The 13,282-nt window shown below is 62.0% G+C and carries 16 protein-coding genes and 3 tRNA genes; 12 read left to right on the top strand and 7 right to left on the bottom strand.

From position 1 onward, the window contains the following. Positions 1-148: 148 nt before the first annotated feature. Positions 149-1,222 carry a PLP-dependent cysteine synthase family protein gene (locus IEV58_RS13115; protein WP_188410156.1) on the bottom strand — a complete coding sequence of 358 codons (1,074 nt, stop codon included), beginning with the start codon at positions 1,220-1,222 and terminating at the stop codon, positions 149-151. A 130-nt stretch (positions 1,223-1,352) separates the two neighbouring features. On the opposite strand from IEV58_RS13115, the gene IEV58_RS13110 reads away from it, so the two are divergent. Beyond that, a complete protein-coding gene (locus IEV58_RS13110) occupies positions 1,353-2,324 on the top strand; it encodes an MBL fold metallo-hydrolase (RefSeq protein ID WP_188410155.1) in 972 nt (323 codons plus the stop codon). Positions 2,325-2,327: 3 nt separating this feature from the next. On the opposite strand, the gene IEV58_RS13105 is transcribed toward IEV58_RS13110, so the two are convergent. Both IEV58_RS13105 and IEV58_RS13100 read right to left on the bottom strand, forming a co-directional pair. After that, positions 2,328-3,209, bottom strand: a complete 882-nt coding sequence (locus IEV58_RS13105; RefSeq protein WP_188410154.1) for an HpcH/HpaI aldolase/citrate lyase family protein — start codon at positions 3,207-3,209, stop codon at positions 2,328-2,330. Beyond that, on the bottom strand, positions 3,209-3,694 hold the full coding sequence (locus tag IEV58_RS13100) for a MaoC family dehydratase (RefSeq protein ID WP_188410153.1): 486 nt from the start codon (positions 3,692-3,694) through the stop codon (positions 3,209-3,211). The genes IEV58_RS13105 and IEV58_RS13100 overlap by 1 nt, the downstream gene beginning before the upstream one ends. A gap of 109 nt (positions 3,695-3,803) precedes the next feature. Here IEV58_RS13100 and IEV58_RS13095 point away from each other — a divergent pair, with 109 nt between their 5' ends. Next, positions 3,804-4,766 (top strand): lytic transglycosylase domain-containing protein, encoded by a 963-nt coding sequence (locus IEV58_RS13095; protein ID WP_188410152.1) that lies wholly within the window; start codon positions 3,804-3,806, stop codon positions 4,764-4,766. A gap of 4 nt (positions 4,767-4,770) precedes the next feature. Next, positions 4,771-5,931, top strand: a complete 1,161-nt coding sequence (locus IEV58_RS13090; protein WP_229729410.1) for a DUF2336 domain-containing protein — start codon at positions 4,771-4,773, stop codon at positions 5,929-5,931. Between the two features lie 26 nt (positions 5,932-5,957). Here the strand turns inward: IEV58_RS13090 and IEV58_RS13085 are convergent, their stop codons facing one another. Together IEV58_RS13085 and IEV58_RS13080 are read right to left on the bottom strand one after the other, a co-directional pair. Further along, a complete protein-coding gene (locus IEV58_RS13085) occupies positions 5,958-6,365 on the bottom strand; it encodes a hypothetical protein (protein WP_188410150.1) in 408 nt (135 codons plus the stop codon). Positions 6,366-6,378: 13 nt separating this feature from the next. Beyond that, positions 6,379-7,200: a TIGR02587 family membrane protein gene (locus IEV58_RS13080; protein ID WP_188410149.1), complete on the bottom strand. Its 822-nt coding sequence runs from the start codon at positions 7,198-7,200 to the stop codon at positions 6,379-6,381. 195 nt (positions 7,201-7,395) lie between these two features. Between IEV58_RS13080 and IEV58_RS13075 the strand changes: the two genes are divergently transcribed. Continuing rightward, positions 7,396-8,088, top strand: coding sequence for a hypothetical protein (locus IEV58_RS13075; RefSeq protein WP_188410148.1), 693 nt, complete (start codon positions 7,396-7,398; stop codon positions 8,086-8,088). 73 nt (positions 8,089-8,161) lie between these two features. On the opposite strand, the gene IEV58_RS13070 is transcribed toward IEV58_RS13075, so the two are convergent. After that, positions 8,162-8,236: transfer RNA gene (locus tag IEV58_RS13070), tRNA-Thr, on the bottom strand. A 176-nt stretch (positions 8,237-8,412) separates the two neighbouring features. On the opposite strand from IEV58_RS13070, the gene IEV58_RS13065 reads away from it, so the two are divergent. Continuing rightward, entirely contained in the window at positions 8,413-8,682 is a 270-nt protein-coding gene (locus IEV58_RS13065; protein ID WP_188410147.1) for a hypothetical protein, read from the top strand. A gap of 69 nt (positions 8,683-8,751) precedes the next feature. On the opposite strand, the gene IEV58_RS13060 is transcribed toward IEV58_RS13065, so the two are convergent. Beyond that, positions 8,752-9,534 carry a TrmH family RNA methyltransferase gene (locus tag IEV58_RS13060; protein WP_188410146.1) on the bottom strand — a complete coding sequence of 261 codons (783 nt, stop codon included), beginning with the start codon at positions 9,532-9,534 and terminating at the stop codon, positions 8,752-8,754. A gap of 177 nt (positions 9,535-9,711) precedes the next feature. Here IEV58_RS13060 and IEV58_RS13055 point away from each other — a divergent pair. The 7 genes from IEV58_RS13055 (at position 9,712) to IEV58_RS13025 (ending at position 13,282) form a co-directional block, all read left to right on the top strand. Next, a tRNA-Tyr gene (locus IEV58_RS13055) sits at positions 9,712-9,796 on the top strand. 19 nt (positions 9,797-9,815) lie between these two features. Further along, positions 9,816-9,889 (top strand) — tRNA-Gly (locus IEV58_RS13050). 127 nt (positions 9,890-10,016) lie between these two features. Continuing rightward, complete coding sequence (gene tuf / locus IEV58_RS13045) at positions 10,017-11,207, top strand: elongation factor Tu (RefSeq protein WP_188410145.1); 1,191 nt, start codon at positions 10,017-10,019, stop codon at positions 11,205-11,207. A gap of 71 nt (positions 11,208-11,278) precedes the next feature. Next, positions 11,279-11,587 carry a 30S ribosomal protein S10 gene (gene rpsJ / locus IEV58_RS13040; RefSeq protein WP_188410144.1) on the top strand — a complete coding sequence of 103 codons (309 nt, stop codon included), beginning with the start codon at positions 11,279-11,281 and terminating at the stop codon, positions 11,585-11,587. A gap of 20 nt (positions 11,588-11,607) precedes the next feature. Continuing rightward, entirely contained in the window at positions 11,608-12,369 is a 762-nt protein-coding gene (rplC, locus tag IEV58_RS13035; protein ID WP_188410143.1) for a 50S ribosomal protein L3, read from the top strand. Continuing rightward, on the top strand, positions 12,369-12,989 hold the full coding sequence (rplD, locus tag IEV58_RS13030; protein WP_188410142.1) for a 50S ribosomal protein L4: 621 nt from the start codon (positions 12,369-12,371) through the stop codon (positions 12,987-12,989). Before rplC ends, rplD begins: the two co-directional genes overlap by 1 nt. Beyond that, entirely contained in the window at positions 12,986-13,282 is a 297-nt protein-coding gene (locus tag IEV58_RS13025; RefSeq protein ID WP_188410141.1) for a 50S ribosomal protein L23, read from the top strand. Before rplD ends, IEV58_RS13025 begins: the two co-directional genes overlap by 4 nt.

Genomic DNA, 13,282 nt, shown 5'->3' with positions numbered 1-13,282 from the left:
GCCCCGCGTGAATTGGGCTGTCGGATGGGAAAAAGTTGGTGTTCGGCAGACGAAGGCAAAGCCTCGTTTCACGCAGACGAAACACCGCACGCTGCATTGCAGCACGTCCTGCATGTGCGCCCTGTCGTGTGGAATGTCAAGAGGGCTGTCAGCCAGCGCCGACGTTCAGCAGGGTCGAGAGCATCGCAAGGTCGGCGGCCGTATCAAGATTGTTCTCTCGCCGCCAGTCCTCGGAGAAGATCGTCGAGCGATAGCGCTCTCCCGTGTCACACAGGATCGTGACGATCGAACCTTGCTGACCGCTCTCGCACATTTCGGCTGCGAGTCGGGCCACCGCCCAGAAATTGGTCCCCGTGGATCCACCGACCAGCTTGCCGAGCATCCGGCTGGCGATCTGGGCACCCGCAATGCTTTCGGTATCGGAGACAGCGATCATGCGGTCGATGACTTCCACAATGAACGAAGGCTCGACCCGAGGACGACCTATGCCCTCGATGAAGGAAACGCGACCATCGGCTTCGCAAGGCTGGCGCGTTTCGAAATAACGATGAAACACCGAGCCGGCTGGGTCGGAAACGCAGAGCCCGGTGGCGTGGCGGTGATAGCGGATATACCGCCCGATCGTCGCAGAGGTGCCACCGGTGCCGGCGCCGGTGACGATCCACGTTGGAACGGGATGCGGTTCGCGCGACATCTGCGAGAAGATGGAATCCGCGATGTTGTTGTTGCCGCGCCAGTCGGTCGCGCGCTCGGCATAGGTGAACTGGTCCAGATAATGACCCTTGTGCTCGGCGGCGAGCCGCTCGGCTGCGGAATACATTTCGTGAGCGCTGTCGACGAAGAAGCATTCGCCGCCGCGGAAAGCGATCTCCTCGATCTTCTCGCGCGCCGTGGATCTCGGCATCACGGCGATGAAGCGCAGCCCCAGAAGTTTGGCGAAATAGGCTTCTGATACCGCGGTCGATCCGCTCGAGGCTTCGATGAGGACGGTGTCAGGCCCGATCCAGCCGTTGCAGAGAGCGTGAAGGATCAGTGAGCGTGCCAGGCGGTGTTTGAGGCTGCCGGTCGGATGGACCGACTCGTCCTTGAAATAAAGATCGATGCCGGGACAGGAAGGGAGCGGCAGGCGGATCAGATGCGTGTCGGCGGAACGATTGAAGTCAGCTTCGATGCGCGCGATGGCTTCATTGTGCCACCGGCGATCGCTGTATCGGTTACCCATGAAACTGCTTGCCCCTTGCCATTCGGGGCGAGCAAATCTCACATCAATGTGAGGCGAGTCAATGTGATAGAGCCAGGTGCGCCAATGATGGCAGACTGGCCGTTGGCTCCATGTTACATAGGAAGATCAGATGTCGAAACTGACCCGACGCAGCCTGATGGCGGGGAGTACCGCTTTAGCCATGACCGGACTGAACTTTCCCAACTCCGCATCCGCCACGGCTCCCGCAGCGTCACGTCAGGTGCCGGGAGTTTATCGCCACAAGGTGGGCGAGTTCGAGGTAACGGCCGTCAATGACGGCGCCGGAAAGCGGCCGCTGGATGCGTCCTTTGTGCGCAATGCCGAACTGGAGGACGTGCAAAAGGCCCTTGAGGCCGCCTTCCTGCCGACGGACACGCTGACAATCTCTTACACGCCGATCGTCATCAACACGGGCAGCCGGCTGGTTCTGGTCGATACCGGCACCGGAACGGCAAATCCGAGCGGTGGCCAGCTTATGTCGAATCTGGAGGCCGCGGGCATCGATGCCAAGGCCATCGACACCGTCATCATCACTCATTTCCACGGGGACCACATCGGAGGCTTGAGGGATGCGGCTGGCGAGCTGGCCTTTCCCAATGCTGAAATCATGGTGCCGGAAGCCGAATGGGCCTTCTGGATGGATGAGGGTGAGGCGAGCCGCGCGCCAGAGGGGCGAAAGGCCAATTTCGAGTTGGTTCGCAAGATCTTCGGGCCCAGCGTCAAGGACGTGAAGCGGTTCGAGGCGGACACTGAAGTGGTGGCCGGCGTCACAGCCATTGCTGCCTATGGACACACGCCCGGACATACCATCCTGCGGGTCTCGTCCGGTTCTGATGAGATTGTGCTGCTGGCCGACACCACGAACCATCCGGCGCTCTTCGTGCGCCATCCAACCTGGCAGGCCGTGTTCGATATGGACGGCGACATGGCCGCGGAAACCCGCCGCCGGGTCCTGGATATGGTTGCGGCCGAACGGGTGACTGTCGCGGGATTTCATTTCCCGTTTCCCGCCATCGGGCATATCGCCAAGGATGGCGAGGGGTATGATCTTGTCCCGATCGTGTGGCAGCCGAAGCTCTGAACGTCAGGCCACTCCGGCCGTCTTGGCGCGCGCCAGAAGGCCCTGTGCGCGGATCAGGTGCGGCCGGTCGAGTATCTGGCCGTCCAGACCGACCACACCGGCCCCGGGGTTGGCCTCGAAAGCCGCGACAACGGCGCGGGCGCGCGCCACCGCTTCGGCGTTCGGCATGAAGACCTGATTGATGACAGGCACCTGGGCGGGATGGACGGCAAGCTTCCCGGTGAAGCCGTCTCGACGGGCGGCTTCCGCCTCCTGCCGCAATCCGTCCAGATCCTTGTAGGCGGTGAAGACCGTATCGATCGGCGCGACGCTGGCAGCCACCGCCGCGAAAAGCGCCAGTTCCCGGGCCAGCCGAAATGGCGGCGTGTGACTCCGGTCCGCGAACCGGTTCGTCTCCGCGGAAATCGCCGCCGCCAGATCTTCGGCGCCCCACGCAAGCCCCGTCAGGCGTGGGCTGGCATTAGGGTAGCTGCCGAGACCAAAAATCGATCCTGCTGTTTCGGTAGCAATGACGATGATCGCCAGCGCTCCGTCGTCGATGCCGGCCTTGGCCTCTTCCACGGCAAGGCGGTTGTGCAGGTCGGTCACGTCGAAGCCGCCGGTGCTTTTCGGCAGCAGGATGCCATTGGGTTCCGCCGGTACGACGGCGGCCAGATCATCATCGGCAAGGCCGGTCCCGAAGGCATTGATGCGCACCCACAGCCCGATGCGCTCGTCAAAACGCCGTGCTTCGTCGATGAAGGCCGCGGCTGTCGCCCGTGCTTCCGCCTTGGCCGCGGGCGCGACCGAATCCTCCAGGTCGATGATCAGGGCATCGGCGCCTGATTCCAAGGCACGGGCGAGTTTGTGAGGGCTGTCGCCGGGAACAAACAGAAGCGAGCGCATTAGGCGGGTCTCCGCTTCATGAAAGCCTGGCGGCGGCATTCGGCCACCAGCCTGTCGTTCTGGTTGAAGGCGCGGTGATGAAGCTCCACGATCCCGGCTTCCGGCCGCGAATTGGATTCGCGCATGGCCACGACCTCCGTTGTCACCCGCACTGTATCGTTTTCAAACAGCGGGTGCGGGAATTTCACATCGGTCATACCGAGGTTGGCGATTGTGGTGCCGACGGTCGTGTCACTCACCGAAATGCCGATCATGAGGCCGAGCGTGAAGAGCGAGTTCATGAGCGGCTGGCCCCATTCCGTCTCGCGTTCGCAGAAGTGTCGGTCGATGTGCAGTGGCTGCGGGTTCAGCGTCATATTGGAAAACAGCATGTTATCCATCTGCGTGACCGTGCGTGTAAGCGGATGCTCGAACACCAGGCCGATGGCGAAATCCTCGAAGTAGAGGCCGCCTCGCGGAGAGCGAAGATGTTGGTTTTCCGTCATGATAAGGCCTCTCGATCCGTCGGAGCTAAGTCTAAATTTAACCCAAATTTTACCATGATGGCGCCAAGCTGAGCTTTGGATAGCCTTGTCTTGAAGGCTCGGGGTCGACATGTTTCTGACGTCACTCAATGACGCCGCGCAGAATGTGACGGGAGCAGTGCGCAAGGCTGCGGCTGCGACCGGCACGGGCTTCGATTATCTCCTTAAGACAGCATTTCGCGAGTCCGGTCTCAACCCGCAAGCCAAGGCTCCGACCTCCAGCGCTGCCGGCGCGTTCCAGTTCGTCGAGCAGACGTGGCTCCAGGTCATGAAGGAGGACGGCCCCCGATTCGGTCTCGATGACCAGGCAAGTCAGATCCGCCGCTCCGCTTCCGGACGTTTCACCGTTTCAAGCCCCGAGGCAAGAAGTGACATTCTGGCGCTGCGCTATGATCCGGAAGTTTCCGCTTTGCTCGCCGGCGCCTTTACCGAGCGAAATCGCGAAAGCCTGACCGGCTCGATCGGCCGGGCGCCGGATGATGGCGAACTCTACGCCGCCCATTTCCTGGGTGCCCAGGGTGCGGCTTCCATGATCCGTCTCGCGGAGACCAATCCCGGTGCCTCCGCGGCAAGGGCCTTCCCTGAAGCAGCCGCCGCCAACCGCAGCATCTTCTATGCTGACGGAAAGGCACGACCTGTCGCTGAGGTGCTGGCCAATCTGAAATCCAAGCATGGCGGCACATCGGTCACACTGCCGGTCGGCAGCAGCCCTGCGGCAACAGTAGCTGCGGCCCATGCCGCGTTTGAACAGCCGGCTATTCCTGAAACCGGGCCTGTGTTCCACTCGCTCTACCGCACCGGACACCGCCAGCCGGTCAATGCCTACGTTGAGCGCGCATGGAGCGGATTGGTGGCGGATCCGCAGCTGGCGCAAAGGCAGGCGCCATCGGAGAACAAGACAGTGTTGGCAAACGCGGCGCCATTGCCGCATTCCAGGCCGGCTGCACCGTCCCGTCCCGGCGGCCCCCTTGATCTTTCGACCTTTCTGAATCTTGCGACCGCGTCCAATGCGCGTGGTCGCGGCACGGTATGACCTGATGATCATTCGGCGTTTTCTACATTGGGCCAGAACCGCTCCGGTCGAGGGGCGGATACAGGCGGCACGGGCTCTTGGCCGGGCCTATGTGCAGGATGTTCTCGGTGCCGATGAGACGCTGCTGGCGGAGGCCGCCATGACCTCCTTGTTGGATGATCCTTCCGCGGATGTGCGTCAGGCGCTTGCGGAAGCCATAGCAGCATCACCCAGGGTGCCGCGCCACATCATCACCGCTCTTTGTGAAGACAACGCCGAGGTGGCCGCGCCCGTTCTTGCCCTGTCGCCCCTTCTCACGACGGCCGATCTTGTCGACCATGCGGCCAGCCACGACAGCCTTGTCCAATCGGCGGTGGCCGCGCGTGCCGATCTGCCGGCTCCAGTGGCGGCGGCGCTTGCCGAAGTGGGCGGGTCTGACGCCTGTGCGATCCTGGTGCGCAACAGCGACGCGGTACTGACGCCATCCGCCATGAAACGTCTCGTCGAGCGCCATGCCTCCCACGCGGACGTTCGCGAAGCACTGCTGGAACGCAAGGATCTGCCGATTCATATCCAGCAGTCGCTGGTGCGCGCTGTGGCGGAAAACCTCTCGAGCCTCGTCTCCGGACGCAAGTGGATGTCCAAGGCACATGCCGATGTCATTGCAGGTCGCGCCTGCGAAAAGGCGACCGTGACACTCGCATCCGAACGAGCAGGCCAGCCGGACATGCCCCATCTGGTCCGGCATCTTCGCGAGACGGGGCAACTCACCCCGGCTCTTCTTCTCCGCGCCTTGGCCGCCGGCAATATCGATTTCTTCGAAACCGTTCTTTCAGAGCTGTCGGGCCTGGAGAGAAGCCGGATCTCCAACCTCATCCGTGATGGCCGAAGCAACGGCTTCGCTATGCTCTACCGTCGTGTCGAATTGCCGAAATCGGCCTATCCCGCCTTTCGGGCCGCGATCGACGATCTTGTGATGGCGTCAACGCCAGCGGATGCCATAGCAGCCGCCACACAGCTTCGTCGGCGGCTGTCACGGATGTATGAGGCGCAGGCGGCGGCGGGCGTTTCCGATTTCGACCCCGTGCAGATGCTTCTGCGGGACCTCCTGGCAGAGGCCGGCCGCCAGAGCGCACGGCTGGTTGCTGACAAGGTCATCTCCATGCCCTCCCTGACGGCTGCCTGATCCAGTTAGAACAGGGGGGCTGCGGCCTAGGGCTCGCGGTAGGAGACCACCCGGAGCCGCAGTTGGGCCGGGTCCGGCTCTGTCTGAAACATCAATGTGCCGCGTCGCTCGGATTTTCCCGGCAGATAGTCGAAGGTCGCCTGGCTGGTCTCTTCGGTTCCGTCGACGGTGGTAACCCTGCCTTCGACTTCAACCTCGGCTGCGGTCAGCCCGCCTGTGTTCTGCACAACAATGCCCAGGGTATAGCCCTGGCTGGCTTGCTCTATCACGCCTGGCTGTGCCGAAACATCGGCCGGCTCGGCCGCCACGAAGATGTCCCAGGTGAGAAAGCTGATCAGGCCGACGGCGAAGATGGCTCCGATGGACGATGCGATCCATTCCAAGGCGGGTGTTTTCGGCGGCTTTTGTTGCTCGCTGGCGGTCATATCCGACACCGACGATCTCCTCTCAGATCACGAGACGGGCGGTCGCCGCGCCGATGGAAGCAGGAAAGGCAAGCACGGCCAGCATGGCGGCGATCTCGTTCCAGCCGGTTCCGTCAAGGCGCCCGAAGCTCCAGAGAATATACAAGCTGACGGCGACCGCGACGCCGTAGCCGGCAAGGCTGAAGCGAAAGAAGACGGACAAAAAGCCATGGCCTTCGGGCCATTGAGCCTGACCTGCCAGTTCGACGCCATAGACCAGGGCATGGAGAAGCAGGAGCGAGATCAAACACAGGATCACCGAGTGCCATGGCGTCATGAGATGGCTGATAAGCGAGATCTCATCCGTTGGGGCGACGTTGAAGGCAATAAAGATCGCTCCGCCCGTCATGGCAAAAAGTTCGCCAGCGTAGCTATCGATCCGCCGCTGTCTTTCTTCTCCCTCATCGGCGACACCAAGTTGCTTGCGTGCCAGGATCGCGCCCATGCCAGCGGGGATGGACTGCAGCGCGACCTTGCCGATGATTTCCCTGAGAGAGTGCTCCGTCGCCAGCACATTGAAAATGAGCAACATGATGGCGGAGATGATCACGCCAAGGCCAAAGGCCGAGAACGCATCCAGGATATCGTCCTTGAGCGGCTGGTCGCGGGCAAATCCGGAATAATAGGAAAGACCGAGCAGAAGCGCGAAGCCGACAATCATGAAGATCAGGAGCCGCTCGCGTTCCATGAAGAACCCCAGCCACCACATTTCCATGGTCATCTGCAGCGGAAAGGCAAAAAGGATGCAGCCACCTGCGGCGCGCGCCAGCTCACGGGCGTACTCAGAGTTGTGGCGATTGATCATGAACTGCTCAGTAAGCGGCCGGAGGCCATGGTGAACAAGTGTGACTGAAAGCTGGATGAACGTTAGGTCAGAATGAGCCGTTTTCGTTAAAGATCTGTCTAGATTATTGCCAATCCACGGTTGCAAATTGAGCAACTTTCCGCATGTCGACAGAGTTAATCCCCCGAACACAACACCAGTTTTTGGGAGGTTTGTATGCGTATCCTAACATCAGTCAGTGCAGTGATCGTGGGCATGGGCTTTGGCCTTGCTGGTGCGAAAGCCGATATGTGCGACGTGCCGGCCGGACAATTGACGTCCCAACAGTTGGCGCAGATTGCGGAGGAGGGGTGCACCAAGCTCGACCCGACGAGCAATCCGACCACCAGTTCGATCTTCTCGGGCCGTTCAGCCACATCGTCCACTCCCGGAACGGGAACACCAGGAACCGCGGCTGGCGGGCTTAATGTCGGCGTTGCCGGCGGCGCCGGTGCCAACACTGGCGGCGTTAACGTGGGCGTCGGTTCCAGCGCCGTATCCACCAACAGCGGTGGTGTGAACGCCGGCATCGCCTCCGGGGCCGCGAGTTCCAATACCGGCGGCATCAACGCTGGTCTCAGCTCCGGTGCGGCCAGCAGCAATTCCAGTGGCCTCAATGTTGGCCTTGGATCCGGCGCGGCTGGCGAAAATACTGGCGGCATCAACGCCGATATTGGAGGTGAAGGCGCCGGCAGCAACAACAGCGAGGGCATCAACGCCGGTGTCGGCGGGGAAGGCGGCATCGGTGCGAGCGTCGACTCTGACGGCATCAGCGCGGACGTCGGAGATGTCGGCGTTGGCCTTGGCTCCGATGGTCTCAGCGTCGGCGGGTCCGGCGATGATCAGAACGAGGGTGGCAGCAGTAACTGACCTTGAGCCACGATAAGAACCCCGGCAGCTCAGGCTTCCGGGGTTCTTTCATCGCGTGTCTTCAGTTGAAAAATGGTGCCGGCGGAGAGGATCGAACTCCCGACCTTCGGTTTACAAAACCGCTGCACTACCGCTGTGCTACGCCGGCTTTGGCCGGGAAATCAGAATGAGAATGTGGATGAACACACAATCTCAAACACTTGACCCGACTCATCCCCGCCTAGGTATCAGCGACCCCATATCGGTTCAACAGAAGAAACGGCGGGTCGATAACGAAGGCGATAACCTGTGGCCTTTTTGAGCAGCGATCCCCATATGAAGTTCATGAGAAAGCATCTTTGGGTTCTTGCCGGCATCATGATCGCGACGGCGTCTCCTGCGCTGGCGCAGGATAGCTTTCGGGATCGCGACCAGCATTTTCGCTCCAGCCCCTCTCAGCGCCACTACCGCAACAACTACAAGCCTCCGCGGGTCTATTATCCCCGCAAGGACGAAGACAGGCAGCGCGTTCAGCCTTCACGGCCGCCGGCATCCGTTCCCGCGCCGGAATATGGCGCGCCGCCTCCCGCCATCGAGCGGATTCCCAAGACCTGAGACGTCGCTCAAACGAGTGGAATCACTTTGTGCGCTCCACCGCGTAAGATTCTGGAGCGACTCGATATCCTAGGCTGCGGACGCCGCGACATGCAGCGCGATCGCCGCGGCGTTTGAGACGTTGAGGCTTTTGATGGCGCCCGGCATGTCGAGCCGCGCCAACACGTCGCAGCAAGTGCGGGTCTTCTGTCTCAGGCCTTTTCCTTCGGCTCCCAGCACCAGGGCCAGCGGGCGGCGCAAGGGAACGGAGGGCAGGGACGTCTCGCCCTCCGAATCGAGGCCGACGCGCTGAAAGTGGCGACTACCCAGCTCCTCCAGGCCTCCCGCAAGGTTGCGCACTGTGATGATCGGCACATGCTCAAGTCCGCCGGAGGCGCTTTTGGCGAGCACTCCTGTCGCCTCGGGACTGTGGCGCGCCGTGGTGACGATGGCGGTCACTCCGAATGCGGCAGCCGTTCTCACGATCGCGCCGACATTGTGCGGATCGGTGATCTGGTCCAGCACCAGAACAAGCGCATCGTCGCGAAGCATATCGAGACTGAGCGCCGGAAGCGGATCGGCCTCCAGGAGCAATCCCTGGTGGACGGCATCTGGTGTCAGTTCCCGGTCAATGGCCCCGGGGCGCACCACCTCCGCGATCTGAGGAACGGGGATGCCTTCCTCCTGCAAGCGCTTCAGGGCGTTTTCGGTCGCGAGCAGCCGGCGGAACTGGCGGCGCGGATTTTTCAGCGCCTCAACGACCGAGTGATGGCCATAGAGGATCGCGGGCCCGGATGGATCGCGGGGAGGGCGTGTGTGGTTGCGGCCCCCATGGAAGGGGCGGGCGGATTTCGAGGGTCGTCCTTGACGCATGGTGACGTGTTCTTTGCACCGTGCGGGCCCTTTGGCAATCAAGGTTATGTGCTTTCCGGTTGACACGGCTGATGCGGGTCACCATAAAACGCGCCGTGCGATCCACCCCGCTTCAGTTGGCGGGGCGTCGTCGTGTCTTCGAGCCGTCTCCTTCAAGGTGGTGTGCGTTCGAGGTTTGGGGGAGTGTCCCGAGCGGCAAAGGGGGCGGACTGTAAATCCGCTGGCTATGCCTTCGTAGGTTCGAGTCCTACCTCCCCCACCACCTCGGCCGAATGCGACATGCGGGTGTAGCTCAATGGTAGAGCAACAGCCTTCCAAGCTGATGACGAGGGTTCGATTCCCTTCACCCGCTCCATCATTCCAGGGCGGGGCGCAACCGAGGACCGGACGCCCGCGATGAGCGGAGACGTCGCACAAAAAGCAACCGACCGGCCGGCCCATGGGTGGCCACCGGCATTTGGACGGATTTAGAGGTCGAGCCGATGGCCAAGGAAAAGTTTGAGCGGACGAAGCCGCATTGCAACATTGGGACGATTGGTCATGTTGATCATGGCAAGACGTCACTGACGGCGGCGATCACGAAGATTTTGGCTGAGACGGGCGGTGCGACGTTCACGGCCTATGACCAGATTGACAAGGCGCCTGAAGAGAAGGCTCGCGGCATCACGATCTCGACGGCACACGTTGAGTATGAGACGGCGAACCGCCACTATGCGCACGTCGACTGCCCTGGCCACGCCGACTATGTGAAGAACATGATCACGGGCGCGGCGCAGATGGACGGCGCGATCCTGGTTGTGTCGGCGGCGGACGGCCCGATGCCGCAGACCCGCGAGCACATCCTTCTGGCCCGTCAGGTTGGCGTTCCGGCTCTGGTTGTGTTCCTGAACAAGTGCGACATGGTTGATGACGCCGAGCTTCTGGAGCTTGTTGAGCTTGAGGTTCGCGAGCTTCTGTCGAAGTACGAGTTCCCGGGCGACGACATTCCGATCGTCAAGGGTTCGGCTCTGGCGGCTCTGGAGAACTCCAACAAGGAGCTCGGCCACGACGCGATCCTGAAGCTGATGGAAGAGGTTGACGCCTACATTCCGCAGCCGGAGCGTCCGGTTGACGGCGCCTTCCTGATGCCGGTTGAGGACGTGTTCTCGATCTCCGGCCGTGGCACGGTGGTGACCGGCCGCGTCGAGCGCGGCATCGTCAAGGTTGGCGAGGAAGTCGAGATCGTGGGCATTCGTCCGACCACCAAGACGACGGTGACGGGCGTTGAGATGTTCCGCAAGCTTCTGGACCAGGGCCAGGCGGGCGACAACATCGGCGCGCTGCTGCGCGGCACCAAGCGCGAGGACGTCGAGCGCGGTCAGGTTCTGTGCAAGCCGGGTTCGGTGAAGCCGCACACGAAGTTCAAGGCGGAAGCCTACATCCTGACGAAGGAGGAGGGTGGCCGTCACACGCCGTTCTTCACCAACTACCGTCCGCAGTTCTACTTCCGCACGACGGACGTGACGGGTGTGGTGCATCTTCCTGAGGGTACCGAGATGGTCATGCCGGGCGACAACATCGCCATGGAAGTGCACCTGATCGTGCCGATCGCCATGGAAGAGAAGCTGCGCTTCGCCATCCGCGAAGGCGGCCGCACCGTCGGCGCAGGCGTCGTCGCCAGCATCATCGAGTAAGGGAATCGGAAAGTAAGGCGTCGGGTGGGATGTCCCGATCCGACGCGCTTTCTTCGAGTTGAGGTCGACCAATGAACGGTCAGAACATACGCATTCGTCTCAAGGCGTTCGATCATCGGATTCTCGATGCATCGACCCGTGAGATCGTGTCGACGGCAAAGCGCACGGGCGCTCGTGTCCGTGGGCCCATCCCGCTGCCGACCCTGATCGAGAAGTTCACGGTCAATCGCAGCCCGCACATCGATAAGAAGAGCCGTGAGCAGTTCGAGATGCGCACGCATAAGCGTCTTCTCGATATCGTTGACCCCACGCCGCAGACGGTGGACGCGCTGATGAAGCTCGACCTCGCTGCCGGCGTGGACGTCGAGATCAAGCTCTGAGCCTTTTGGAGAGGACGACCATGCGGTCCGGTGTGATTGCACAGAAGCTCGGAATGACCCGCCTCTTCACAGAGGCCGGTGAGCATGTGCCGGTTACGGTCCTTAAGCTCGATGCGTGCCAGGTGGTCGCCCACCGCACGGTCGAGAAGGACGGATATGTTGCGCTTCAGCTCGGTGCTGGCTTCGCCAAGGCGAAGAACACGCCGAAGGCTCAGCGCGGTCATTTCGCGGTTGCCAATGTGGAGCCCAAGCGGCGCCTCGTTGAGTTCCGCGTTGAAGATGAGACGGTCATCCCCGTCGGCGCGGAGATCACGGCGGATCATTTCGTCGTCGGTCAGTTCGTCGACGTCACGGGCACGACCGTCGGTAAGGGCTTCGCCGGCGGTATGAAGCGCTGGAACTTCGGCGGTCTTCGCGCCTCGCATGGTGTGTCGGTTTCGCATCGTTCGATCGGTTCGACCGGTGGCCGCCAGGATCCGGGCAAGACCTTCAAGAACAAGAAGATGCCTGGTCATCTCGGCGATGAGCGCGTGACGACCCAGAACCTCAAGGTTGTCAGCACCGACGTCGAGCGTGGGCTGATCCTGGTCGAGGGTTCGGTTCCGGGCTCCAAGGGCGGCTGGATCGTGGTGCGTGATGCTGTGAAGCGTCCTCTGCCGGACGAGGCTCCGAAGCCGGGCAAGTTCAAGATCGGCAACGATGCTGAACAGGTAAGTGCGAAGGCACAGGACGAGACCGCTGCGCCGGCTGAGGCGCCCGCGGCCAACGAGGAGGGCGCGTGATGGATATCGCCATCAAGACGCTCGACGGCTCTGACGCCGGCAAGCTCACACTCTCGGACGAGATCTTCGGTCTCGAGCCCCGCACGGACATCCTTTACCGGGTGGTGCGCTGGCAGCTGGCCAAGCGCCAGGCCGGAACCCACAAGACCAAGGGTCGTTCCGAGATCGCACGTACCGGCAAGAAGCTCTTCAAGCAGAAGGGCACCGGTCGCGCTCGTCACGGTTCCGCTCGCGCGCCGCAGTTCCGCGGTGGTGGACGTGCCTTCGGTCCGGTGGTCCGCAGCCACGAGCACGACCTTCCCAAGAAGGTCCGCGCGCTCGGCCTGAAGCTCGCGCTGTCCGCCAAGGCCAAGGCGTCGCAGATCGTGATCGTCGATCAGATCACACTCGACGATGCCAAGACCAAGGCTCTCAAGGAGCGTTTCGTGAAGCTCGGTTGGGCCAGCACGCTGGTCATCGACGGCGAGACGGTCAACGAGAACTTTGGTCGTGCGGCCCGCAGCATTCCCGATGTGGACGTGCTGCCGGTTCAGGGCATCAATGTTTACGACATCCTGCGCCGTGACACCCTGGTGCTCACGCGCGCTGCGGTTGATGCGCTGGAGGCGCGCTTCAAATGAGCACCGATCCACGCCACTACGACGTCATCCTGTCGCCGGTCATCACCGAGAAGGCGACGCTGGCGTCCGAGCAGAACAAGGTGGTCTTCCGCGTTGCCAAGACTGCGACCAAGCCGCAGATCAAGGCAGCTGTCGAGAAGCTGTTCGACGTCAAGGTCACCGGCGTCAACACCCTGGTCCGCAAGGGCAAGGTCAAGCGCTTTAAGGGCCGCCTCGGCGTTCAGAGCGATGTCAAGAAAGCCGTCGTGACGTTGGCCGAAGGCCATTCGATCGACGTCTCGACCGGTCTCTGA

Origin of the sequence: Agaricicola taiwanensis, from assembly GCF_014635245.1 — a bacterium.
Classification (GTDB): Bacteria; Pseudomonadota; Alphaproteobacteria; order Rhizobiales; family Methylopilaceae; genus Agaricicola; species Agaricicola taiwanensis.
This window is presented reverse-complemented; position numbering and strand designations above follow the sequence as displayed.

Excerpts from the sequence above, each read along its gene's own strand:
- IEV58_RS13115 (WP_188410156.1), bottom strand. The coding sequence starts at position 1,222 with ATGGGTAACCGATACAGCGATCGCCGGTGGCACAATGAAGCCATCGCG.
- IEV58_RS13110 (WP_188410155.1), top strand. The coding sequence starts at position 1,353 with ATGTCGAAACTGACCCGACGCAGCCTGATGGCGGGGAGTACCGCTTTA.
- IEV58_RS13105 (WP_188410154.1), bottom strand. The coding sequence starts at position 3,209 with ATGCGCTCGCTTCTGTTTGTTCCCGGCGACAGCCCTCACAAACTCGCC.
- IEV58_RS13100 (WP_188410153.1), bottom strand. The coding sequence starts at position 3,694 with ATGACGGAAAACCAACATCTTCGCTCTCCGCGAGGCGGCCTCTACTTC.
- IEV58_RS13095 (WP_188410152.1), top strand. The coding sequence starts at position 3,804 with ATGTTTCTGACGTCACTCAATGACGCCGCGCAGAATGTGACGGGAGCA.
- IEV58_RS13090 (WP_229729410.1), top strand. The coding sequence starts at position 4,771 with ATGATCATTCGGCGTTTTCTACATTGGGCCAGAACCGCTCCGGTCGAG.
- IEV58_RS13080 (WP_188410149.1), bottom strand. The coding sequence starts at position 7,200 with ATGATCAATCGCCACAACTCTGAGTACGCCCGTGAGCTGGCGCGCGCC.
- IEV58_RS13075 (WP_188410148.1), top strand. The coding sequence starts at position 7,396 with ATGCGTATCCTAACATCAGTCAGTGCAGTGATCGTGGGCATGGGCTTT.
- IEV58_RS13065 (WP_188410147.1), top strand. The coding sequence starts at position 8,413 with ATGAGAAAGCATCTTTGGGTTCTTGCCGGCATCATGATCGCGACGGCG.
- IEV58_RS13060 (WP_188410146.1), bottom strand. The coding sequence starts at position 9,534 with ATGCGTCAAGGACGACCCTCGAAATCCGCCCGCCCCTTCCATGGGGGC.
- tuf (WP_188410145.1), top strand. The coding sequence starts at position 10,017 with ATGGCCAAGGAAAAGTTTGAGCGGACGAAGCCGCATTGCAACATTGGG.
- rpsJ (WP_188410144.1), top strand. The coding sequence starts at position 11,279 with ATGAACGGTCAGAACATACGCATTCGTCTCAAGGCGTTCGATCATCGG.
- rplC (WP_188410143.1), top strand. The coding sequence starts at position 11,608 with ATGCGGTCCGGTGTGATTGCACAGAAGCTCGGAATGACCCGCCTCTTC.
- rplD (WP_188410142.1), top strand. The coding sequence starts at position 12,369 with ATGGATATCGCCATCAAGACGCTCGACGGCTCTGACGCCGGCAAGCTC.
- IEV58_RS13025 (WP_188410141.1), top strand. The coding sequence starts at position 12,986 with ATGAGCACCGATCCACGCCACTACGACGTCATCCTGTCGCCGGTCATC.